14 protein-coding genes are annotated in these 15,437 nt (G+C 55.5%); 8 read left to right on the top strand and 6 right to left on the bottom strand.

The genetic code is table 11. The features are described 5' to 3' along the window. Positions 1–28: 28 nt before the first annotated feature. On the bottom strand, positions 29–628 hold the full coding sequence (locus tag R6V78_RS15645) for a TetR family transcriptional regulator C-terminal domain-containing protein (protein WP_410290310.1): 600 nt from the start codon (positions 626–628) through the stop codon (positions 29–31). 218 nt (positions 629–846) lie between these two features. After that, a complete protein-coding gene (locus R6V78_RS15640) occupies positions 847–1,020 on the bottom strand; it encodes a hypothetical protein (RefSeq protein ID WP_410290309.1) in 174 nt (57 codons plus the stop codon). A gap of 368 nt (positions 1,021–1,388) precedes the next feature. Between R6V78_RS15640 and R6V78_RS15635 the strand changes: the two genes are divergently transcribed. The 3 genes from R6V78_RS15635 to R6V78_RS15625 are packed head-to-tail and all read left to right on the top strand — an operon-like array spanning position 1,389 to position 3,651. After that, the gene (locus R6V78_RS15635) at positions 1,389–1,928 is read left to right on the top strand and encodes a hypothetical protein (RefSeq protein ID WP_410290308.1); all 540 of its coding nucleotides are present in this window, start codon (positions 1,389–1,391) and stop codon (positions 1,926–1,928) included. Positions 1,929–1,949: 21 nt separating this feature from the next. Continuing rightward, a complete protein-coding gene (locus R6V78_RS15630; RefSeq protein ID WP_410290307.1) occupies positions 1,950–2,852 on the top strand; it encodes a DMT family transporter in 903 nt (300 codons plus the stop codon). A gap of 1 nt (position 2,853) precedes the next feature. After that, the gene (locus R6V78_RS15625) at positions 2,854–3,651 is read left to right on the top strand and encodes a sugar phosphate isomerase/epimerase family protein (RefSeq protein ID WP_410290306.1); all 798 of its coding nucleotides are present in this window, start codon (positions 2,854–2,856) and stop codon (positions 3,649–3,651) included. Positions 3,652–3,654: 3 nt separating this feature from the next. Here the strand turns inward: R6V78_RS15625 and R6V78_RS15620 are convergent, their stop codons facing one another. Together R6V78_RS15620 and R6V78_RS15615 are read right to left on the bottom strand one after the other, a co-directional pair. Then, entirely contained in the window at positions 3,655–4,284 is a 630-nt protein-coding gene (locus R6V78_RS15620) for a TetR/AcrR family transcriptional regulator (protein WP_410290305.1), read from the bottom strand. Between the two features lie 129 nt (positions 4,285–4,413). Next, positions 4,414–5,298, bottom strand: a complete 885-nt coding sequence (locus tag R6V78_RS15615; protein WP_410290304.1) for an exopolyphosphatase — start codon at positions 5,296–5,298, stop codon at positions 4,414–4,416. A gap of 394 nt (positions 5,299–5,692) precedes the next feature. Here R6V78_RS15615 and R6V78_RS15610 point away from each other — a divergent pair, with 394 nt between their 5' ends. Next, complete coding sequence (locus R6V78_RS15610) at positions 5,693–6,619, top strand: hypothetical protein (protein ID WP_410290303.1); 927 nt, start codon at positions 5,693–5,695, stop codon at positions 6,617–6,619. A 123-nt stretch (positions 6,620–6,742) separates the two neighbouring features. On the opposite strand, the gene R6V78_RS15605 is transcribed toward R6V78_RS15610, so the two are convergent. Both R6V78_RS15605 and R6V78_RS15600 read right to left on the bottom strand, forming a co-directional pair. Continuing rightward, positions 6,743–7,582: an SDR family NAD(P)-dependent oxidoreductase gene (locus tag R6V78_RS15605; RefSeq protein ID WP_410290302.1), complete on the bottom strand. Its 840-nt coding sequence runs from the start codon at positions 7,580–7,582 to the stop codon at positions 6,743–6,745. A 92-nt stretch (positions 7,583–7,674) separates the two neighbouring features. Then, complete coding sequence (locus tag R6V78_RS15600; RefSeq protein WP_410290301.1) at positions 7,675–8,439, bottom strand: YkgJ family cysteine cluster protein; 765 nt, start codon at positions 8,437–8,439, stop codon at positions 7,675–7,677. A gap of 559 nt (positions 8,440–8,998) precedes the next feature. Here R6V78_RS15600 and aprB point away from each other — a divergent pair. The 4 genes from aprB (at position 8,999) to R6V78_RS15580 (ending at position 15,435) form a co-directional block, all read left to right on the top strand. Further along, a complete protein-coding gene (gene aprB / locus R6V78_RS15595; RefSeq protein WP_410290300.1) occupies positions 8,999–9,430 on the top strand; it encodes an adenylyl-sulfate reductase subunit beta in 432 nt (143 codons plus the stop codon). A gap of 64 nt (positions 9,431–9,494) precedes the next feature. Next, a complete protein-coding gene (gene aprA, locus R6V78_RS15590) occupies positions 9,495–11,471 on the top strand; it encodes an adenylyl-sulfate reductase subunit alpha (RefSeq protein WP_410290299.1) in 1,977 nt (658 codons plus the stop codon). Positions 11,472–11,810: 339 nt separating this feature from the next. Continuing rightward, complete coding sequence (locus R6V78_RS15585; RefSeq protein WP_410290298.1) at positions 11,811–13,088, top strand: CoB--CoM heterodisulfide reductase iron-sulfur subunit A family protein; 1,278 nt, start codon at positions 11,811–11,813, stop codon at positions 13,086–13,088. A 10-nt stretch (positions 13,089–13,098) separates the two neighbouring features. Then, positions 13,099–15,435: an FAD-dependent oxidoreductase gene (locus R6V78_RS15580; RefSeq protein WP_410290297.1), complete on the top strand. Its 2,337-nt coding sequence runs from the start codon at positions 13,099–13,101 to the stop codon at positions 15,433–15,435. Positions 15,436–15,437: the final 2 nt, after the last annotated feature.

Below are 15,437 nucleotides of genomic sequence, written 5' to 3'. Positions count from 1 at the left end.
CCTTGACCCCTCGACTCCTTGAACCCTTTTATTTCTTACGCAACTGCCGGATGAAAAACCGCAACTGGTCATGGGTCTGCTGAAGGATAGCCCTGTCGCGGGTTGACATGTACAGTGTGGCGGCACCGTTCAAGGTGATGACCATGAAATTGGAAATTTCCCGGTAATCCAGGTCTGGTTTTAGCAAGCCGGTGTTTTCCGCCTCCGTCAGCCAGGACTGGAACAGTTTGGAAAATCCAACAAAACCTTTGAGGATGTGGCGGCCCATGCTGTCGGACTGGCCGGACAACTCCACCAGCATGTTGACGAAGAAACAGCCGCCGTCGAAGATTTCGCCACCCAGGTAGGCGAGAAGGACATTCCCAATGGTGCGCTCAACCCGCTCCAGGGGGTCAGCGATGGTGCGCATATCCCTAAAGACCACCTTTTTCCAGGTATCAACCGCATTATCGTATACCGCCCGCCAGACCTCTTCCTTGCTCTTGAAGTGGCAGTACAATCCCCCCTTGGTCAACCCGGTGGCCTCAAGGATGTCACTGATGGATGTGTTGAAATACCCTTTGACGGAGAAGAGCTGCAGGGACTTGTCGATGATTTTCTGGCGGGTTAATTCACCCTTGGCAGACATGACAGCCTCCTTTTAAAACCGACCGGTCTGTTTTTTATTTGGGCGGACGCTGTTTGTCAAGCCAATAGTTGCACAGGCCAATCATTCGACCCCACGAAAATAGAAACGGTGGAATGCAGTTATGGCTGGCTGATTCCACCGTCTCCAACTATTCGCGGAAATTCTGCTATATCCGGTTTGATGAGGGGCAGCAGGGGGCTCCCTGCTCCACGATGACCTCAGACCGTCTGTTCCCGATAAGCCCGGCCTTTACCAAGTATCAGATTTCGATAGACCAGGCCGACCACTTGAACGAGGCCGGTGATGATGCCCAGGGTGATAAAAACAACGATAAAGAGGGTCAAAAAAGCGAAAAGTCCAGCGCTAAGTCCGGCCAGGATGAAATCGATCATGGGTTATCTCCTTTTCGATGGCGCGTCGGGTCGATGGGTTGCGGGCGCTCTGGATTAAAAAGCAAATTTTTTGCCAGGGTGCTAACCAATTCATTAACTGTCTGGAAATAAGCGCAATAAAAGTTTAAGAAGCGTGGGTTAGAAAAAGGAGCGGAGCAGAATTGGGAAAAACTAGGCCGAAAACCGAAGGATTTGTGAAAAAAAGGTGATGTTTTAAATCCGCCGACGCATCAAGTTTGCCAAACAAGGTTTGACTCACCCTGCCGAGGGTGGTATCCCGTTGGTTCTTTTGGGGTGGGTGAGATTTGACGCCTCCGTGCGGTAGGCCGCGCAGAGGGGAGTTGCAGGCAGCGAAACAATTTGCAAGCATGGATGTTTCCATCAATACGTTTCGGAAAGCGGTGGGCAACCTCGCGGGTCAATGGCTGACCGCCGGGTTGCCTTCTCGGCAGGGTCTCGACGAGGCGGCGGGGAATCTTGCGCGCTTGCGGGAGCACCTCACCCTTCACGGCATCTGGGAAGATCCACCCTGCATGGTGACGGCCACGCTGGACGACGGGCTGGGCCAGGGGTTGGCCGTGATCGAAAAATATGCCCTGCTGATCGGCATGCGGTTGGTCCGCCTGGGTCTGATGCAAACGCCCGAAGCTATCGTCGAGGCCTGTCGACGCCACCAGCCCGATTATCTGGGGCTGACCATCCTGCAATTGGATACCGAAGACGATCTGACCGGTATCGCCAACCGTCTGCCCTGCAAAACACGGATTGTGGCAGGAGGGCCGGTATTTGCCGCAGACCCTGATTTTGCTGGCCGGACCGGCATTCATTATGCCGCCAGGAACGTGGCTGCATTTCTGCGGTTCATGGTGGATCAGGCCTGTTCCAGGCAGTCATCGGGTTTAACTTAAATGGTTCCGGGCAATTCGCATATGAGCCTGCTTCCCGGGCTCTTCATCGTCTTTCTCACCGTGATCTTCGGGGCCAATACCGTGGCTATCAAGATGACCCTGGCCGGTATGGGACCATTGACCACCGCGGGTCTTCGTTTCGGCTTGGCGGCGATTGCCATCGCCTGCTGGGCGCGCGGCGGCGGGCGATCATTTCGCATCCAGACGGGTCAACCGTTCCAACTGCTTATCGTGTCAATCGGTTTTACGATTCAGCTGGCTCTGTTTTATCTGGGGCTCGAGCGAACCTATGCCTCCAGAGGAGGGCTGATCGCCAACCTGCTGCCGTTTTTTGTCTTGTTCCTTTCCCACCGGTTCATTCCCGGTGAACGCATTACCTGGAAAAAAATGGTGGGGATCGTGCTGGGCTTCAGTGGCGTGGCCTTCATGTTTGCCGACACCGAAGGTTTTTCCATCACCTTTCACACCGGGGATCTGATTATCCTGGCGGCGGTAGCCATCTGGTCCATCAATGTGGTCTATACCAAGCGCATCATCAATGACTATGTACCCTTCCACCTGGTGCTCTATCCGATGATCTTTTCGGTGCCGGTTTTCCTGTCCGCCGGCTTCCTGTTGGATGATCGGATGCTTTTTAACCTGAACCCGACAGTGGTTGGCGCCTTCGCCTACCAGAGCCTGGTCAGCGCCGCTTTCGGTTTCGTGGCCTGGAACAACTTGCTTCAACGCTACGGGGCCTCCACCCTGCACGCCTTTGTGTTCATCATGCCCATTGCCGGAGTGGTCTTCAGCGGGCTTGTGCTGGACGAACCCATCACACCGCATCTCATCGTCGCCATGGCCTTCATTGCCGCCGGGATTCTGTTGGTTCACATGAACCCGAAGAAGCCCACTTTCACCTTTCCCCTGGGCCGGGGGTTGTGACATGCATTTTGGTGCCATGAATTTTCCGGTGACACCGGTACTGGACGAAATCGAAACGTTTGCCCGGCTGGGGTTCGACTATCTGGAGCTGGCCATGGATCCGCCCATGGCCCACCACAGCATCCTCTCATCCTCCCAGGTGGCCATCACCCGGGCCCTGAAGGTCAACGGCCTGGGCCTTGTCTGCCATCTGCCGACCTTTCTCACCACAGCCGATCTCACAGAAAGCCTCCGGCGGATATCGGTGTCGGAGATGCGCCGATCCCTGGAGGTGGCAGCCGAACTGGGAACAAAAAAGGTGGTTCTGCACCCCAGCATGGCCAGTGGTATGGGCCCTTTCGTCCTGGACACGGTCAAAGGCTACGCGTTTGAATTTTTATCGGCAATGGTTGACGCCGCCCACATGCTGGACGTGACCATCTGCCTGGAAAACATGTTTCCGAGAAACCGACTGGGTGTGGAGCCGGACGATTTTGAGGAGATATTCAAGACCTTCCCGTCCTTGAAGCTGACCTTGGATACGGGCCACGCCAATGTCGACGATCGGCGGGGACGGCGACTGAAAGCGCTGGTGAGCCGATTTGGCCAACGGATCGGCCATCTTCATTTCAGTGATAATCAGGGTAAACTGGATGACCATCTGGCAGTGGGCCAGGGAACCATCAATTTTGCGGAGCTGGTGCGGTGCCTGAAAGGTGTCGGGTATGATGACTCGGTCACCTTGGAAGTTTTCGATAAAAACCGCCAGATGCTGGTGGAGAGCCGGAAGCGGATCAAGGCCATGTTTGCCGATGGATAGTTATCATTTTTCATCCGGCTTGAGAATGCCGGTCAAAAGCAGCTGACAAACCACTCTCCCCAAGTTCTCCACCTGTTGCTCCGTCGCAGCCAGGCGGCTCAGGTAGCCGCCGGAGATTAGCTGTGTCAGGCCGTGAATGCCGGACCAGGTGGTAACCGCCAGTTCCATGGTGTCGCGGTCTTGAAAGACGCCCGCCCGTTTCCCATTGTTAATGATGGTTTCCACGAGTTGAAAAGCCGCCCAAGAGGATTGCTTCAGGGCACGTGGAGCGGTCCGCATGTTGATTTCCCCGCCAAAAAGCAGATGGGCCATGCGGGGGTTCGTGACGCCGAAAAGGATGTACTGGACCGATGCGGCCACGAACTGTTTGCGCGGATTGCCATCATGCCGTCGAGCTGCTTTGCCGGCTCTGTCCGTGAGCTGTTCGAATCCCACCTGAGCGATGGCCGCCAGCAGATCGGCCTTGTCCTGGAAATGTCGGTATGGTGCCGTATGGCTGACGCCGGCGGCCCGGGCAACCTCCCGAAGGCTCAGTCCGGTTATTCCCTTTTCCTCGATCATCTTCGACCCGGCCTGGATCAGAGATCGGCGCAAGTCCCCATGATGATAGGGTCGTTGATCGATGCTGGACAATCTATTCTCCAAAACGATGGTTTACCTGATGCCTTGCCGTGTCAAGACGCAAAAAGGCATTATCTGCCGTTACATGTGGTGATACCCCCTGATATTACCGCCGTGTCTGGCAGCGACGGGGCAGAAGGTTCAGACGGGAACGTTTTTTTGCAGAATTTTCACGATGCGCTGCAGGTATTCCGCCGCCTTTTCCCTGCCAAAGCGGCAGGCTCCGGCACCGGGATGCCCGCCTCCGTCAAAGGCGGCGAGCATCTTGCCAACATTTACCCTGCAGCCCCGGTTCAGGATGCTGTGGCCCACTTTGATGCTGGCCAGATTGTCTTCACCGTAGACGATTTTGACATTCACCGTACATTCAGGAAACAGTGAGTAGACCAGAAAACGGTTGCCATCGGGTGGCGGATCCAGACCCCTGAAATCGGTGATGGAGACATGGTCCACGAGTGTGGTGTTGGTCCTGAGCGCCTTTTCATAAACAATGTTGGCCGCCACCACCTGTCTGCCGTGCTGCCGAACCATTGCATCGTCCATCACCTGAGCCATGGCACAGGTTCGCAACAGCTCCACCAGATGGTCCCAGTAGTGTGTTTCATCAGGGTCGTGGCCGCTGATGGTCATCGAAAGCAGCACGTAGGGGTGGTTCTCAGGATTAAGGATTTCGTCCAGGGTCAGATCCGCCGAATCGATGCGGTCGGTCTGACGGACCAATTCGGCATAGTCCCGAACCAGGTGGTCCCGGTAATAGTGGTAGATGATGCCGGCGGCCGATGGCGCGATTTTAAAAACACCGTTGATGGGTTTATCGGGTTGATTGGAATAATGGTGATCGAACCACAAACTGCATTTTTCATCAAATGGCAGGTTGGCGATAATGTCACCGTTTTGAACATCCACCCGCCGGTGCTGCATGTCGCTGGGCTGGACCCATACGACCGGCAGGTCAATCTGCAATGCGTCCATCAGCAGGACGGCACATACCACACCGTCGAAATCTGGTCTGGTGATTACTCTCATTTGGTCTGTTCCTCAACCTGGCAAAAGGGTCCCGTAGGCGCTGAAACAAAAAGAACAGGGCCGTTTGTCGATCAGTTGATGGTTGACTGGTCTGGAGCATGGCTCAACCGCCATGGGCCAACATGTATCAACAATCCTGTTGAACCGCAATAGCCAGGGGCTGATGCGGTCGAACAGCGACCCCGATCATCGAGGAGATGCAGATAAGAGTTGAAGTTTAGGCTGAACCATGGCAGGAAAAACGCTGTGATCGAGCGTTTGGATGAAACGGTCCATCCCTGTCCCTGGTGTGCAGCCGTCCGGTACCGTCGGGGCAATTGGACTGACAGGTCCCTGCCGCAAGCAGCAGGGATTGCGCTCGCATTCTCGGTCCAAGAGGAAGGGTAACCCGGGCATGGCAGAAATCCAGCTGGCCAATCTGGTGCAAATGGAATCGCCGCAGGCGGTTTTGGACGAAGCGATAACCGTTGTCGGACAGTTTTATCCGCTTATGGACACATTGGCCATACGGTCCGCATTCAACCAGACCGTATCGCTGTATGCGGGCGAATGGGAAGACATCAAAGGCTGTAACACCGATTATCACAACCTCAAGCATATCACCGATTGTTTTCTGGCCATGGTCCGGCTTTTTCATGGCGCCGTGGAGACGGGAAGCCATTTTTCCCCCCGGCAGGTGCACCAGGGGCTGGTGGCGGCCCTGCTGCACGATGCGGGATACCTGCAGAACAGGGAAGACTCGGAAGGCACCGGGGCCAAGTACACGATCAGCCATGTGAGGCGGAGTATGGACTTCGCCCAGCGACACTTCGCGGCCTTCGGCCTGCAGGAAAGCGACGCCTATGCCTGCATGGCGATGATTCACTGCACCGACCTCAACTGTGATCTGGCATCGGTTCCATTCCCCGATGACGCCACCGAACGGATCGGCAAGATGCTGGCCGGGGCGGATATCCTGGCCCAGATGGCTGATCGTACCTATCTGGAAAAGCTGCTCTTCTTGTTTTACGAGCTATCCGAGGCCCGCATCGACGACTATGATGACGAACTGGATCTGCTGAGACAGTCAAAGGCCTTTTACATTCGTATGGCGGACCGAATTGAAAACCAGCTGTCCGCTTCCAACCGTTTTATGATCCACCATTTCAAGGCCCGATGGCGTATTGATGAAGACCTTTATCAGCGAGCCATCGAAAACCAGCGGGTCTATCTGACGGAAATTCTGGCGGGGGACGACCCTGATCCTAAAGCGCGGTTGCGCCGCAGCCGGATCGTGGAGGCGTTGAAACATAGGTACGCTTCAGGCGCTGTCCTGACTTAACCGGCACAACGCTGCTTGCCTGTCGGCCGATTTCCGGGGTTGGCCAAAAGCGTCCATACAACAACGATGTGCCTTTTTCCCCGCCTTGACGAGGCGGCTACATTCGGCGACATCTTTTTGGATTTATTTGAGCCCGCCACCCGAATGCGATATGACCCCTTCGGGCATGGGCGCGACGGATTCCCCGCCTAAAAAGTAGCCGCCGTCCAGTCGCATTACGCTGCCGGTCATGAACGGGGCGTCGTCCAGCAGAAACCGGATGGCCCGGACCACGTCGTCCACCTGGCCGATTCTGGCCAGCAGGGTGTGATCGATGATGGCTTGCCGCTGACGGTCGGTCAGCAAGCCCCAGCCCCGGGTGTCCGGTCCGTGCCGCGTTTCAAAGATGCCCAGCATCAGTTCGTTGACCCGCACATGGGGTCTACCCAGCCGCGCCCAGGTTTCCGTGAGCAGTGAAATGCCGCGATTGGCAGCCGCATACCCTTCGTTGAAAAGAAGACTGGCCGGGCCGCAGCGACCGACAATTGCGGCAATGGACGATATGTTGACGACCGCCCCGTCTTCCGAGGCCTTGAGATGGGGCAGGGCCGCGTCGAACACCCACTGTTTGGCACGCAGGGTGGTGGCCATCTCCAGATCCCACTGATTGCAGGTGTATCGACCATGAACGACCGGCCACCCTCCCCGTTCAATGTTGTTGATCAGGATGTCCAGGCGGCCAAAATGGTTCACGGTCCGTTGAACCAGGCCGGAAATTGCATCGGTTTCCAGCAGGTCGATCCGTTCGATCAAATGGTCCGTTCCCGTGTCTGCAAAATCGTTTTGCATGGCGGCCAGGCTTTCCGGCCAGTCATGCCAGGTGGCCGCCACCCGGTGACCGCGGCGAAGCAGATCAAGAGCGATGGCCTTTCCAATGCCCTTGATGCCGCCAAGCACCAGGGCCACTTTGGCATCGGTTTTCATTTTCGGGCGCTCCCATGGATGCGTTGAACCGCGACAGCGAGCGCATTCCCCGCTGCTTGCGGCGGGGTTAGCGAGCGAGCAGGAAATTGCTTTTATATCCTTCCGGTGAACCCTCCCCGCGGCTTGCCGCGGGGAGGTTCCAATAGGTTGTTTATGACCCACTTTATGCCAACCTGCAGCAGCTCCAGGTCGCTGGATCGGGCACGGTCAAGGGCCCGGGTATCGACGGTGATCGCTAAGGGGTCGTCCTTTTTAAAGATCCCATCGCGAAACCGGTCCAGATTGTACAGGGCGGTGTATACCTGCTGGTTTTCGGCAGGCCGCAGCGGGTCTGGCCGATAACGATTTTTATGGCTGATCAATTCCAGCATCATATCATTCATGCGGTTGTGGTCGGCAAGCTGCTGGGCATCCACCCATTGGTCAACCGTCTGCCGCTCACCACGCCTGAATCCCAGGCAATGGGACTCTCGAATCAGTGCCCATTGTTCGGTCAGCATACCGGTTTCCCGGTTGCGTGAGACCCCCCGGGCCAGCGGATAGGTGCGGCAGGAGGCGGGCCGGGCAGGGTATACGCGGCAGCCGGCATCGGTCACAAAGGGGCAGGCCAGATCACCCGCGTCCTTGAACCGCAGTGAGACGACCGGCAGGCCCGTTGCGGGGCCGGTGCTTTTTTCGGTGTAGCTGTTGAGGAAATCAGCGGAGGAGATCTCTAGAAACTGCTTGAGGCACAACACGTCATAGGGGGTCAACACCTGGTTCAGATCCCGACAGCACCTGTTGAAGCAGGCCACCTGCGGCGAGCAGCTGAAACAGAAGGTCTGATTTTTTTCCAGGGGCGTGACCAGGTTATGCATAGCCGGTTTCCTGCAGGGTCGGTTTGTGAGCGATCAGTCAGTGCTAACATGCTGGGTGCCCGTGTCAACCTCAATTTGGGCCTGATAAGCCAATCGTACGAATCGGCAATCGATTTAAACCGGTTGCAAAGGTTAGGCGTGGGCAGGTTTTTCCACCACATATTGTACCTCTGCCGGAAGGTTCAACCATATGTAGGCTATCGCCTGTTTGAAGGTAAGTGACTGCATCTTTTGGGATTTTATGGCGCCGAAAATTCTTGACAATGAACATGCTGGATGGTATTGATCTTACCTTGTGTTACACAATGACTATCTTCCCGAATTTATACGATATATTCGATAGAACAAATCAATGCCGCAGCGCATTGGATCCATACACGCGACGTGTTTTGTGAAAACAGAGTAAGGGGTATTTTTGTTTACCCGGTGTAACTGTCCGGATCGAACCATTCGGGCACTTAATCTATGGAAGGGAGGTGCGAGGAACAGGAGGTCTAATCCTTAGTTTCGGAAGCAGGTTGAGTGAAATCTTTCTAACTAACCGTAGGAGGTATACTAAATGCCAAGTTTTGTAATTCAGGAAAAATGTGACGGCTGCAAGGGTGGTGACAAGACCGCTTGCATGTACATTTGTCCCAATGATCTGATGGTGCTGGATCCCAACGCCATGAAAGCCTACAACCAGGAGCCGGATCAATGCTGGGAATGCTTTTCCTGCGTAAAAATCTGTCCCACCCAGGCCATTGAAGTACGCGGCTACGCAGACTTTGTTCCGATGGGAAGCTCCATCATGCCCATGATGGGCACCGAAGATGTCATGTGGACCTGTAAGTTCAGAAACGGACTCATCAAACGCTTCAAGTTCCCCATCCGGACCACCCCCGAAGGCCAGGCCAATGCCTACGCCAACCTCAAGGGCAAGGACCTCGAAAGTGGACTGCTTTCCACCCAAGAGGCTGACGGATACACCATTCCGACCCCGAAGGTTTAATTCCGGTCCATTGTTTGCTGGTGAGATAAATTCAAGAATTCGATTTTCTACAGGAGGATAAAATATGGCATTACCGAATAAACCTGTGGGTGAGCTCAAGGCCGTGCGGGATCCCGAAGTCGTCGAAAAAGAGGTCGACATCCTCATCGTCGGTGGTGGTATGGCTGCCTGCGGTACGGCATTTGAAGTAAAAAAATGGATGAAAGACGGCCAGACTGTCCTGCTTTGCGACAAAGCCGCCATGGAAAGATCCGGTGCAGTTGCCCAGGGTCTCTCCGCCATCAATACCTATGTGGGTGAAAACTCTCCGGAAGACTATGTTCGCATGGTACGCAACGACCTGATGGGTTTGGTCCGTGAAGACCTGATCTATGATCTGGGTTGCTATGTTGACGATTCCGTTCATCTGTTCGAAGAGTGGGGCCTGCCGATCTGGAAAAAAAATGAAGAGGGCAAGAACCTGGACGGTAAAAAGGGTCAGAAAATGGGGACCCTGAAGGGTGGCGCCAAACCGGTGCGCACCGGCAAATGGCAGATCATGATCAACGGCGAGTCCTACAAGCGCATTGTCGCTGAAGCCGCCAAACTGGCCCTGGGTGACGACAATATCATCGAGCGCTGCTTCATCGTCGAGCTGCTCCTGGATGCCACGGTGCCCAATCAGATTGCCGGAGCCGTTGGTTTCTCCGTTCGTGAAAACAAAGTCTACATCATCAAATGCAAGACCATGATGGTTGCCTGCGGCGGTGCAGTGAACATCTACCAGCCCCGTTCGGTCGGCGAAGGCAAAGGCCGCGCCTGGTACCCGGTATGGAATGCCGGTTCCACTTACACCATGACCATGAAGGTCGGCGCCGAGCTGTCCATGATGGAAAACCGCTTCACCCCGGCCCGTTTTAAAGACGGATACGGCCCGGTGGGTGCCTGGTTCCTGCTGTTCAAGGCCAAGACCCTCAATGGCCTGGGCGAAAACTTTGCCGCCAGTGACCACTCCAAAGCCGAGCTGCAGAAATATGCACCCTACGGTACCGCCGCCATTACCCCGACCTGCCTGCGTAACCATCTGATGCTGGTCGAAATGAAAGAAGGCCGCGGCCCGATCATGATGGATACCGTGACCGCTCTGGCCGAGTTGGGCAAAACCATGGACAAGAAGGAGCTCAAGCACCTCGAGTCCGAAGCCTGGGAAGACTTTTTGGACATGACCTGCGGCCAGGCCAACCTGTGGTGTGCCCAGGACTGCGAGCCGGAGAAAAAGAATTCCGAAGTCATGCCCACCGAGCCTTACCTGCTGGGTTCCCACTCCGGCTGCTGCGGTCTGTGGACCTCCGGCCCGGATTATGACTGGGTTCCGGATGCATACAAGCTCAAAGCCCGCAATGGCAAGGTATACAACCGCATGACCACGGTGGAAGGCCTGTTTACCTCAGGCGACGGCGTGGGCTGCTCCGGCCACAAGTTCTCTTCGGGTTCGCATGCCGAAGGTCGCATCGCCGCCAAGCAGATGGTGCGGTTCGCCAGCGACTTTGCTGATTTCAAACCGACCCTGAAGCAGTCCAAGGAAGAGCTGGTGGATTTGGTCTACAAGCCTGTCCGCACCTTCCTGGATCACAAGGACTATACCACCGCCATCGACATCAACCCCAACTACATCAAACCCAACGGCATGATGTATCGTCTGATGAAGGCCACCCATGAGTATGGTGCCGGTACCGCCACCTACTACATGACCACCACCAAATCCCTGGAAGTGGTCATGGATCTGCTCAAGACCATGCGCGAAGACTGTGCCAAGCTGGCGGCCGGTGATCTGCACGAGCTGATGAGATGCTGGGAAATCGAACACCGCATCTGGACGGTGGAGGCCCACCTGCGCCATATCCAGTACCGCAAAGAGACCCGCTATCCGGGCTTCTACTATCAGGCGGACTATCCGGGCCAGGATGACGAGAACTGGTTCTGCTTCGTCAACTCCAAGTACGATCCGGCTGCAAAAAAATGGGATATCTTCAAGAAAGACTACATCAAAATCATCCCGTAATGGCATGACGGCTGACACATTAGTCGAATAGGAAAGTACCTCCAGGTGTCCTTGCGACACCTGGAGGTTTTTATTAACGTGGATCGGTGTGGGTTTTTCTGTTTTCGGGTAGTACCCATCTGGGAGAATGTGGCTGGGGTTCCCACAAAACCAGTGTACCACTCCCGGACTGTATTGGAGCGTGAAACCGGCAGCTGGAGACCCGGATCATTCGGGCCAGCGGTTTCCAGCTCCCCGTTTCCGGTTTCAATAAAAAGGTATTACCCGAAACCATTGGCAGTTTTTATGGACAACTTGTTTTCATGACCTTTTAGAAACGTTGATGCACGGAGGGATAGCATGACAAACGACAAAGCAGCCCCTGCGAGTGGAAGCATTATGGTGGTCGGCGGCGGCATCGCCGGCCTGACCACGGCCATCGAGGCCGCTGAAGTGGGGTATGAAGTGTTTCTGGTCGAAAAGAATCCTTATCTGGGCGGAAGAGTTGCACAGCTGAATCAATATTTTCCCAAGCTATGCCCGCCCTCCTGCGGATTGGAAATCAACTTCAGACGGATCAAGGACAATCCCAGAATCAAGGTGTTTACCCTGGCGGAAGTCGAAAAGGTGGACGGCACGCCAGGCAACTACAATGTCAGCGTTAAAATCAGCCCCCGTTACGTAAACGCGAACTGCACCTGTTGCGGCGCCTGCGCCGACGCCTGCCAGACGGAAATAACCGATGACTACAACTTCGGCATGTGCAAAACAACAGCGGCCTATCTACCCTTTGAAATGGCATTTCCGGCGAAATTCGTCATTTCACCGCAGATCATCGGCACCGACGATGCGATCAAGGTCAAAGAAGCCTGTAAATACGATGCGGTGGATCTGGACATGCAGGCCAAGACCGTTGTCCTGCCCGTGGGTGCCATCGTCTGGGCCACCGGCTGGGAACCCTACGACGCCCATCGGATCGACAACCTGGGTTTCGGTCAGTACGATAACATAATCACCAACATGATGCTGGAGCGTCTGGCTTCAAAATCGGGTCCCACTCACGGTAAAATCGTTCGCCCGTCGGATGACAAGGCACCGGCGAGTGTGGCCTTTGTCCAGTGCGCCGGATCCCGGGATGAAAATCACCTGCCCTACTGTTCCTACATCTGCTGCATGGCCTCCCTTAAGCATGCCACCTACATCCGCGAACAGTATCCGGACACCAAGGTATATATTTTTTACATCGATATCCGTTCGCCTGGCGACCGGTATGAAAAGTTCTACAACAAGATCAAAGAAGATAAGAACGTCATCCTGATCAAGGGCAAAGTCGCCGAGGTCAGCGAAGATCCGGCCACCAAGAACATCACCGTGGTTGCCGAAAATGCGGTCACCGGGGAAAAGATTCACCAGACGGTGGAGATGGTTGTTCTGGCCACGGGAATGCAACCCTCCGCGGCCAACACCAAGCTGCCTGCCGATCTGAAGACCAACGATGACGGATTCATCATCAATGACTTTGAAAAGGGCGGCATGTTTGGCGCCGGCTGCGCCACCAAGCCGGCAGATGTGGTCTCATCGAATCAGAATGCGACCGGCATGGCCCTGAAAGCCATTCAAACCCTGGTGAAAAGGTAGGAGGTAATCCATGGATAAAAAGTATGGTGTATATATCTGCGAAGGTTGTGGCATCGGGGAATCCCTTGATGTAAAGGCCCTGTGCGGGATTCCGGAAGAGGAGGGGGTGCCGGTCAAAACCCACCCTTCCCTGTGCAGCAGTGCGGGTGTTGAACTGCTAAAAAAAGATGTTGCCGGCGGTACCAACACCCTGGTCATCGCGGCCTGTTCCCGCCGGGTCATGTTTGATATCTTCCGTTTCGACGGCTGCATCGTGGACCGCGTCAATCTGCGTGAAGGGGTCGTCTGGTCGCACCCCCGCAGCGTCTTCCCGGCATTGACCGAAGAAGAGAAGGACGACGAGGACAAATTTGACCGTGTTCAGATGATGGCCGAAGACTATATTAAGATGGGCATGATCCGTGTGGAGAAGATCAAGCTGCCGGAGCCCTACCTGGTGGAGAACCTGTCCAGAAAAATTCTGGTTCTGGGCGGTGGAATCACCGGTATGTCCGCGGCGATTGACGCAGCCAAGGCCGGTTTTGATGTCACCATCGTCGAGAAAACCGCATCCCTGGGCGGATACGCAGCCAAGGTGCGAAAACAGATCCCGGTAGCCGCACCCTACGATGCGCTGATTCCCCCGGTAGTCGAAGCCAAGATCAAGGAAGTCGAATCCTTTGCCAATATTACCGTTAAAACCGAGACAGAAGTTGCCCGGATTGCCGGTCAGCCCGGTGAATTCACCGTCACCCTCAAAAAACCCGGGGAGAAAATCCCCTTCGACGTGCCTTTTCCGCTTCCCGACGAAATGAAGGTGGATGGGAGTGGCAAGGAGCTGGATGCCGAGAAACTTCACGAAGCATATATGGCTTACAATGAGGGCAAAAACGACATCCTCAAGCTGGACCCAGACGGCGAGATGTTTGGCGCCGTCATTCTGGCAGCCGGCTGGCGTCCGGACAACCTCCAAGGTGACCAGTACGCCCATCTGGGGTTTGGTCAGCTGCCCGACGTGATCACCAACCATCAGTTCGAAGCCATCGCCAAAGCCGGTAAGATCGTTCGACCCTCGGACGGCAAACCGGCCAAGTCTGTGGTTTTTGTCCAGAGCCCGGGCAAGGATGAATCTGACAGCGACTTTGCCTATGCCGGTTCGGTTACCAGTATGGTCGCGCTGAAACAGGCCAAGTACGTACGCGAAGACTACGCCGACGGCAAGGCCTTCATTTTTTACCAGCACATGCGCACCCCCGGCTTTTCAGAGCTTTTTTACAAGGGGTTGCAGCAGGATCCAGGCATCTTCATGACCAAAGGTGCCGTGATGGGCGTGGCCAAGAACGGCGGCGGCATGATTGTGGACGCCGAAAACACCCTGCTGGGTGAAAAGCTTCAGGTCAAGGCGGATCTGGTGGTTCTGGGCGCCGGTATGGTTCCGGCGACCAAGGATGACCCGGTGATCAACCTGGCTTACCGCCAGGGTCCGGGTTTCCGCGATATCGGTCTGTTCAACGGTTATGTGGATTCCAACTTCATCTGTTTTCCCTACGAAACCCAGCGCACCGGTATCTACGCTGCTGGCGCCATCCGTCGCTCCATGACCATGGAAGAGGCCATGGAAGATGCTTCCGGTGCGGCGCTCAAGGCCATTCAGTGCCTGGAGTCGGTCAACCGCGGCGTCAGCGTGCATCCGCGTTCTGGGGATATGACCTTCCCGGACTTCTTCTTCCAGCGTTGTACCCAGTGCAAGCGTTGCACCGAAGAGTGCCCCTTCGGGGCCCTGGACGACGATGAAAAAGGCACACCCAAACCCAACCCCACCCGCTGCCGTCGCTGCGGCACCTGCATGGGGGCCTGCCCCGAGCGTATCATCGGGTTTGCCGACTACAACATTGACAGTGTCGGCTCCATGGTCAAAGCCGTGCGCGTGCCGTCCGAAGATGATTACAGCGAGCCACCCTACCGTATCCTGGGGCTGGTTTGTGAAAACGACGCCTACCCGGCATTGGATATGGTCGGTCTCAACCGGCTGTCCTACTCGGCGGACGTCCGCTTGATTCCGATCCGTTGCCTGGGATCCATGAACGTAATCTGGATCAAAGATGCCCTGTCCCAGGGCATGGACGGCGTCTTTCTGCTGGGCTGCAAACACGGTGATGACTACCAGTGCCATTTCGTCAAAGGCTCCGAACTGGCTGAAATCCGAATGAAAAAGATCGGTGACGCCCTGGCCAGCCTGGCTCTGGAAAACGAGCGCGTGGCCCAGTTTGAAGTGGCCATCGACGACTACGACAAGATTCCGCAGATCATCAACGGTTTCGTGGAGTCCATTGAGGCACTCGGGCCGAACCCGTTCAAGGGCTTCTAATC

The organism is Desulfosarcina sp. (assembly GCF_046496365.1).
Lineage (GTDB): Bacteria > Desulfobacterota > Desulfobacteria > Desulfobacterales > Desulfosarcinaceae > Desulfosarcina.
The sequence above is the reverse complement of the archived record's forward strand: the minus strand, read 5'-3'. Positions and strand labels throughout refer to the sequence as shown.

Excerpts from the sequence above, each read along its gene's own strand:
- R6V78_RS15630 (WP_410290307.1), top strand. The coding sequence starts at position 1,950 with ATGAGCCTGCTTCCCGGGCTCTTCATCGTCTTTCTCACCGTGATCTTC.
- R6V78_RS15605 (WP_410290302.1), bottom strand. The coding sequence starts at position 7,582 with ATGAAAACCGATGCCAAAGTGGCCCTGGTGCTTGGCGGCATCAAGGGC.
- R6V78_RS15580 (WP_410290297.1), top strand. The coding sequence starts at position 13,099 with ATGGATAAAAAGTATGGTGTATATATCTGCGAAGGTTGTGGCATCGGG.
- aprB (WP_410290300.1), top strand. The coding sequence starts at position 8,999 with ATGCCAAGTTTTGTAATTCAGGAAAAATGTGACGGCTGCAAGGGTGGT.
- R6V78_RS15625 (WP_410290306.1), top strand. The coding sequence starts at position 2,854 with ATGCATTTTGGTGCCATGAATTTTCCGGTGACACCGGTACTGGACGAA.
- R6V78_RS15615 (WP_410290304.1), bottom strand. The coding sequence starts at position 5,298 with ATGAGAGTAATCACCAGACCAGATTTCGACGGTGTGGTATGTGCCGTC.
- R6V78_RS15635 (WP_410290308.1), top strand. The coding sequence starts at position 1,389 with ATGGATGTTTCCATCAATACGTTTCGGAAAGCGGTGGGCAACCTCGCG.
- R6V78_RS15645 (WP_410290310.1), bottom strand. The coding sequence starts at position 628 with ATGTCTGCCAAGGGTGAATTAACCCGCCAGAAAATCATCGACAAGTCC.
- R6V78_RS15585 (WP_410290298.1), top strand. The coding sequence starts at position 11,811 with ATGACAAACGACAAAGCAGCCCCTGCGAGTGGAAGCATTATGGTGGTC.
- aprA (WP_410290299.1), top strand. The coding sequence starts at position 9,495 with ATGGCATTACCGAATAAACCTGTGGGTGAGCTCAAGGCCGTGCGGGAT.
- R6V78_RS15640 (WP_410290309.1), bottom strand. The coding sequence starts at position 1,020 with ATGATCGATTTCATCCTGGCCGGACTTAGCGCTGGACTTTTCGCTTTT.
- R6V78_RS15610 (WP_410290303.1), top strand. The coding sequence starts at position 5,693 with ATGGCAGAAATCCAGCTGGCCAATCTGGTGCAAATGGAATCGCCGCAG.
- R6V78_RS15600 (WP_410290301.1), bottom strand. The coding sequence starts at position 8,439 with ATGCATAACCTGGTCACGCCCCTGGAAAAAAATCAGACCTTCTGTTTC.